The organism is uncultured Maricaulis sp., from assembly GCF_905480005.1.
Taxonomy (GTDB): domain Bacteria; phylum Pseudomonadota; class Alphaproteobacteria; order Caulobacterales; family Maricaulaceae; genus Maricaulis.
Map to the genome: position 1 here is coordinate 1 of NZ_CAJQOO010000031.1, position 6,346 is coordinate 6,346.

7 protein-coding genes and 1 pseudogene are annotated in these 6,346 nt (G+C 64.8%); 3 read left to right on the plus strand and 5 right to left on the minus strand.

Features of this window, described 5'->3' with window-relative positions; all coding sequences use genetic code 11:
- Positions 1-561 (minus strand): YgjP-like metallopeptidase domain-containing protein (locus QZ266_RS04055; RefSeq protein ID WP_295691856.1); only part of this gene is annotated, 561 nt, incomplete at its 3' end.
- A complete protein-coding gene (locus QZ266_RS04060; RefSeq protein ID WP_295691858.1) occupies positions 558-1,163 on the minus strand; it encodes a TetR/AcrR family transcriptional regulator in 606 nt (201 codons plus the stop codon). The genes QZ266_RS04055 and QZ266_RS04060, both read right to left, overlap by 4 nt.
- A gap of 99 nt (positions 1,164-1,262) precedes the next feature.
- On the opposite strand from QZ266_RS04060, the gene QZ266_RS04065 reads away from it, so the two are divergent.
- Together QZ266_RS04065 and QZ266_RS04070 are read left to right on the plus strand one after the other, a co-directional pair.
- On the plus strand, positions 1,263-2,405 hold the full coding sequence (locus tag QZ266_RS04065) for a hypothetical protein (RefSeq protein WP_295691860.1): 1,143 nt from the start codon (positions 1,263-1,265) through the stop codon (positions 2,403-2,405).
- Between the two features lie 2 nt (positions 2,406-2,407).
- Positions 2,408-3,322, plus strand: coding sequence for an OmpA family protein (locus QZ266_RS04070; RefSeq protein WP_295691862.1), 915 nt, complete (start codon positions 2,408-2,410; stop codon positions 3,320-3,322).
- A 120-nt stretch (positions 3,323-3,442) separates the two neighbouring features.
- On the opposite strand, the gene QZ266_RS04075 is transcribed toward QZ266_RS04070, so the two are convergent.
- Positions 3,443-3,916, minus strand: coding sequence for a GAF domain-containing protein (locus QZ266_RS04075; protein WP_295691863.1), 474 nt, complete (start codon positions 3,914-3,916; stop codon positions 3,443-3,445).
- A 78-nt stretch (positions 3,917-3,994) separates the two neighbouring features.
- Positions 3,995-5,029, minus strand: coding sequence for a hypothetical protein (locus tag QZ266_RS04080; protein ID WP_295691866.1), 1,035 nt, complete (start codon positions 5,027-5,029; stop codon positions 3,995-3,997).
- 189 nt (positions 5,030-5,218) lie between these two features.
- Between QZ266_RS04080 and QZ266_RS04085 the strand changes: the two genes are divergently transcribed.
- Entirely contained in the window at positions 5,219-6,151 is a 933-nt protein-coding gene (locus QZ266_RS04085) for an SIMPL domain-containing protein (protein ID WP_295691867.1), read from the plus strand.
- A 2-nt stretch (positions 6,152-6,153) separates the two neighbouring features.
- On the opposite strand, the pseudogene QZ266_RS04090 reads toward QZ266_RS04085, so the two are convergent.
- Positions 6,154-6,346 (minus strand): annotated as a pseudogene (locus QZ266_RS04090) (hypothetical protein); the annotation flags it as partial.

The window sequence follows — 6,346 nt, forward strand, 5'->3', positions numbered from 1 at the left end:
AAAGCCCATCAGGCGCCAGTTGAGACGGATGGTGGCGTCCGAGGCACACGACCCCCAGCGACGCTTCTGGTCGCGCACGATGACCTTGCGCACCGGTCGTCCGAGCCGGGCGGCATAGGCCTCGACCTTGGGCGCCATCAACGCCTCGCCCTCACGCTTGTAAAAGCGCTGCAGGGCCTTGGTGAGGGTCCGGGTGCGCAGCTCACCGTCAAGATGGGGATCATGCTTGAGGATGAGCCGGTCGCCCTCACGCCGGACGGTCGTCCGCACGCCCTCGCCGCGCAGATCGAGGGTCAGCTCACTGCCGAGCCAGGGCAAGCTGGCCCCGCTTTCCAGGACCAGTTCCGGTGCGACCGGGCGGGCCGCCCAGTCGTCGAGCTTGGACAGGATCCAGCCGGATTTGGTGACCAGGGCGCGCCGGATCTCCCGCTCGCTGGCCCGGCGCGGCGCGGCAACGGCCAGACCGTCACGCGAGATGGTGAAACCGATCGTCCGGCGCGCCGAGCGTCGCAAGGTGAAGGCAACAGACCGCCCGTCCAGCTCGATCGAATACTCACTCATGCCGCAGAATCCGGGATCAGGCCCTCCACGCCGAAGCGGCGGATCAGGCAAAGCTGTTCAATGACAGCCTCATCCGTCATCCGGGAGCGGTCGTCCAGCCACCAGTCGAGCAAATGAAAGACCGCCCCCACTTCACAGCGGGCCGCGGCGTGCGGATCGAGATCCTTGCGGGCCCAGCCATCGCGTTGCCCCTCGACCAGCTCGGCGACCCTCAGCGCGGCGATGGCATCGACGACTTCGCGCTGAAGCGGATCCGCGCCGGCCCCGCGGCTCAATAACAGGCGGAAGAGATCTCCATAGATGCCGGCAAAGGCGACCACGCCCTCCATCGCTGCCCGGTCCTTGGTTTGTCGCGAACCCGGCGTCTGCTGGGCCATGGCCAGGCCGGCGAGCACCGCCTCCTTGCCGGCGCGCATGACCTCGACAAAGAGCGCCTCCTTGTCCGGGAAGTGGGTGTAGAGCGTGCCCATGGCGACACCGGCCTCACGGGCAATATCGCCAATTCGGGTGCCCTCGACTCCCTTGGCGGCGAACACGGAGGCGCCGGCCGTGACCAGCCTCGCCCGCGTCTCGTCCTTCTGCTCACTCCGCCGCTTGGCCAATCCCGACTCCACACGCGCAAATCAGTTCGGTGAAAATATATTCATTGAACATTCATTCAGCAAATGTATTCTGTCCCGACTGTCGGACGGGAGGACGCGATGCGGATTCTGGTACTCATGGCAAGCTTGCTGATGCTCCCGGCGCTGACCGGCGCTGCCGAGGCCAATTGCCACTGGCAGGTCTCCACCCGGCTTCTCGGGCACCAGCCTGGCGTCGGCTCGATTTCCAGCCAGACCTGGCCGCTCGCCAATATCAATGTCCGTGTCCAGGCCCGCACGCCGGGCGGGTTCTGGAATACGCCCAACTGGCCGGCGGTGACGAGCGATGGCGACGGTTTCGCCACCCTTGTTTCCGCGATTGCCTTTGCCGATCCGGATTGCCAGACCGCCCGCGACGTCAGGGTCCAGGTGAGAAACTTCAACACCGGGATGAGTTGGCGCACCGTCCATCAACAATCCCTGCCGGGGCATGGCGATCATGTCGGCCTGTTCGCTCCGGCGCCGACTCATGCCGTCACGGTTGGAAATCTCGTCCTGGACGGCCCCTATCGCGGCGATGGTGTCATCGTCATCGAGAATATTGGCGACCCGCCGGCCGGCTGGGAGACGTCTGGCGATGAGCCGCAAGATGTGCCGGCTGTCGAGCCCGTTGATCCGCAAGCAGCCGACGCCCCGTCACAGCCCGACCGCACCGGGGCAATCCTGGATGCCGACCCCTGCCATGTGTACCGCCTGCCGATCGTCGCGGGTGTCGAATTCCGCTTCGGCCAGATGCCGGCACAACCCGGACCGCTCTCGGCCGACAACGCCCTGCGCATCTCGACCCGTCCCAATGGGGGTGGCGCGATGACGTTGAACCGGCTGACCTATCATGTGCACGTCGAGAATGCCGGGCAGCGTGACTTCCACGCCCTCCACCATTGCCCGGTCGAGCTCCATGTCCGCCTCAATGAGGGTCCGGGACAGCGCAGCGGCGATGGCTGGTCGCTGCCCTTTACCACGCGCATTCCCGACCTGGCGGTCAATGCGGTGGTGGCGCTTGATGACACCGCCAACCTGCTTGGAGCCGGCGATGACTTCGTCGGCGCCTGGAGCCAGGACTACGCGTATGTGCTGATCGAGGTGACGCTCGATGCGACCAACCGGGTCCGCGAAACCGCCGAGGGCGATAACCGGATCGTCCATTGCTATCACGCCCCGTCCAACAGCTTTGCCGATATGGCCGCCTGCCAAGGAGACTGATCATGATCCGCGCCCTTGCCGCCCTGCTTACCCTTGCGCTCATCCTCGCCGGCACCGCCACTGCCGTCCTCGCCCAGGAAGCGGTCGACGGCCACCCGCTGATCTCGCCCTATGAAGGATCCGAAGGCGGTGGCGAATATTGGCGGTTTGACGAATACGCCTTGATCACCGGTTTCGATTTCGACGCCCGTGCCGCGGTCACGATTCCGGTACAGGGGCAGGTCACGAAGCTGGATTACGACAATCCCGACGACCGGTCAGAGCTGGAGATCTTCACCAATTATCGCGACGCGCTCGACGCGGCAGGGTATCAGCCGATCTGGTCCTGCGCCCGGGACGGGTCCTGTACGACCGGATCCAGCCGCAACGCCTTCTACCAGGCCAATGGCATGCGGGCGATCAATGGACCAAACTCGCACTATACCGCCGGCACGCTGAGCCATGAGGGGCGACTGGCCTATATCGCCATTGGTGTCGGCCGCCGATCAACCTCGATCGTGATTGTCGAGACCGACGAGATGGACCGGGACATGGTCACCGTCTCGGCCGAAGCCCTCGCCGCGGGCCTCGATGCCGAGGGGCATGTGCGGGTCGACGGCCTCCTCTTCGCCCATGACAGCGCGACCTTGCTGCCGGAATCGCAAACGGCCCTTGAAGCCCTGCGGGACTTGCTGGAGGCCCGCCCGGACCTGTCGCTCTACGTTGTCGGACACACCGACATGTCCGGCACGCTCAGCTATAATATGAACCTGTCAGACCGCCGCGCGGCCGCCGTGGTCGATGCCCTGACGACAGATTACGGGATTGAGGCCGAACGCCTCATCGCAGCCGGTGTCGGGCCGCTGGCGCCAGAGGCCAGCAATGCCGACGAAACGGGGCGCCGACACAATCGACGGGTCGAGATCGTGGCGCGCTAGGCGCTCTTTTCCAGACATCCCGCACGCCGCCTTGATGGCGGGCCCCAAACGGGCGGGACAGGGGGCAGTGTCAGCCCGAACCCAAGACCGGCACTGCCCCCGCATTTCTCAATGCAGTGATCACGCACTCGTCAGCAGCGCGCCGCAGATCGCTTCCAGGCCGGCCTGGTCATCCGTGTCGAAGGCACCGAATTCGGTGGAGTCGACATCCAGGACGGCGACCAGCGCGCCGTCGGCATCGCGCACCGGCACGACGATTTCCGAGTTGGACCGGCTGTCACAGGCAATATGGCCAGGAAAGGCGTGAACATCCGCGACCAATTGGGTCTCGCCAGTGGCCGCGGCAGCCCCACACACACCCTTGCCGAAGGGAATGCGCAGACAGCCCATTGTACCCTGATAGGGCCCGACCACGAGCTCGGTCGGCTTGGCAGGATCGACCTCGTAGAAACCGGTCCAGAAGAAACGCTCACCGAACATCTCGCGCAGCAGGCAGCTGGCCGTGGCAAAGCGCGCCGTGCGGCTGGTCTCGCCCGCGATCACCGCAGCGATCTGCTTGCGCACGTCTTCATAAAGCTCGGCCTTGCTGGTCATGACATCATCCCTTGCTGGTCGCCGGGAAGATCGGTGTGCGGCGGGGCCGGTTCAAGGGGGCTTGGCAGCGCGGCCCTGTCAGAGACGCACATTACCCCGCAGGGATTGACGGATCGCCCGCTCGATCGCCTGCTCGGCATTGTCGGTCCCGCCCTCCTCGCCGGCATCCTCGCTGTCGAGGCGACGGGCTTCGTATTCGAGCCGCGTGTGGATCATGCGGATGCGGGCATCGACCAGGCCATAGATCAGATCGGGAATCTTGGTCGAGACATTCATGCCGAAATCCTTGGCATCCCCGGGCGTGATGGCCTGGCTGTGCGACAGCGTGCCGGCTGAGAGCGTGTCGGCGATATGGTGGTCCGGCTTGCCCTCGGCCTTGTGGATGTCATTGACGATGTCGCGCGCGACCTGGCCGGCATAACGATCATATTTCTCGGCCTCATGAGCCAGCATGACCAGGACATCCTGGGTCGCCAGCGGTCCCTTCTGGGCGAGGAGTTCCTTGTAGGCCTCGGTCGGAAAGCCGCCATAGATCGTGTCGATCGGGCCCAGTGAGGCGGTCGGATCCATGACGATCTTGTCCGCCGCGAGGGCGATCATCGTGCCACCGGACATGGCGACATAGGGCACATAGGCCACGACACGCGGTTCGCGCCTGGGATTGTAATGCCCCTTGCCCTTGGACAAGTGCTGCTTGATGGCCAGGGCGATCATGTGGGCCGGCCGGGCATAGCCACCCAGCGTATGCAGCACGATCACGATCCTTGCCCGCGGATTGGCCTGGCGGATCGAGGCAACCGCCTCAAAGGCCTCGTCAAAGGCAATTTGCTGCTGGGCGCTGTCCCGGCCGACAAAATCATCGCCGAGATCATGTATGAGATCGACCAGAACCGTATTCCCGCTCTCGATCTTCTTGCGGTATTTCTCGTAGTCCTTCTTGGCGTCCTCATAACGCGCCGCCCGCTTGCGGCGCAGCTTGTAGACCTGGCGCTCATCGGACACGGCGCGCTGGCGATTGAGATGCATGGAGATGGCACTGATCGCGAGGATCAGGACAAACAGACCGGCCCCGGCCACGCCGTAGAGCACCGTATTGTCCACACCTTCAATCACGCCCAACCCCCGACACACACAACACCCGATCCGGATATTAACCAAACGCTAACGCGCGCAACAAGCAAAAGCGTGAAGGGGGGGCCGGATCACTCCATTATCTCCACTTGCGTGGCAGACCGGCACCAATTGCGGTTGGCATGACCGGGGAATCGCGCGCGAAGTTTTGATCAGATGAGGGGATGTCCGATGAAGAAATCAGTCCTGTTGGCCGCAAGCTTGCCGGCCCTGGCCCTGGCCGGATGCGGCTTTGGCAGCAATGGCGAGCCTGTCGACACAAGCGCGCCAGTCTGGGCGCGCACAGCCTCGGTTGAGGCGATCGGTCGGGCCTATATCGAGGTCCTGCCCAATCGCGCCCAGTTCTCGGTGACCTATGAGGCCCGCAACGCGGTCAGCGAGGACGCGGTGGCCGAAGCCGTCGCCCGTGCCAATTCGGTCACCCAGGCCATGCGCGAGATCGATGGCGACAATATCCGCGTGACCTCCGACCTGCGGGTCTCGCCCTATTATGAGCAGGTCAGCCAACAGGATGGGCTGTTCCGCGAGCGCCTCGAGGAGAACCGCCATCCCGATGCCCTGCTTGGCTACACGGCTGCGGTAACGATCACCGTGATCACCTTTGACCTTCAGCATCTCGCCGATGTCCGCGGCGCGGCGATGGCAGCCGGACCGGCGCGCTCGCAGGATATCCGCTTTTCCATGCAGCCCAGCGCGGAGCTCTATCGCGAGGCCTTCGCGGCGGCGGTGGATGACGCGACAGAGCGGGCGCGCATTGTCGCCGAGTCCGCCGGCGGACGGCTGGGCCCGGTCCAGATCCTTCTCGAGGGCCAGCAGCCCTGCCTGCGCCCGCCCGCCACGCCAGCCGGGCTGGATAATGGCGATTACGGCCAGATCGGCCGCAATAATGCCGGCGATCGCGTTGTCGTAACCGGCAGTCGGATACAGCGGGATGCATTCAACGGACCGGCGCCGCTGCAAGTGGTCGACGCCGAGCAACTGGCCGAAGCTGGCGTGATCGATCCAGGAGCCCTTGTGGCTGCATCTGGCGATTTCGCGCTTGCTGCCGACTTTGAACCGATGCGGTTCGAGACCCGGGTCTGCGCCGTCTTCGCTGTCGAATAGGCCTAGTTCAGCGCGCCGGAACCGGTGCTGGCACTGCTGCGTCCGGACACCTGACGCTCCTCGACGAGCTGGTTGAGGAGGCCGGCCAGGCGCACACCGCCCTGTTTCAGGCGCTGCAGCGAGACCGGGAGGTTGCGCTCATAATAGGCGTCACCCGGCTCGATCGGCTCTTCGGCACGCGCCCAGTAATAGGCG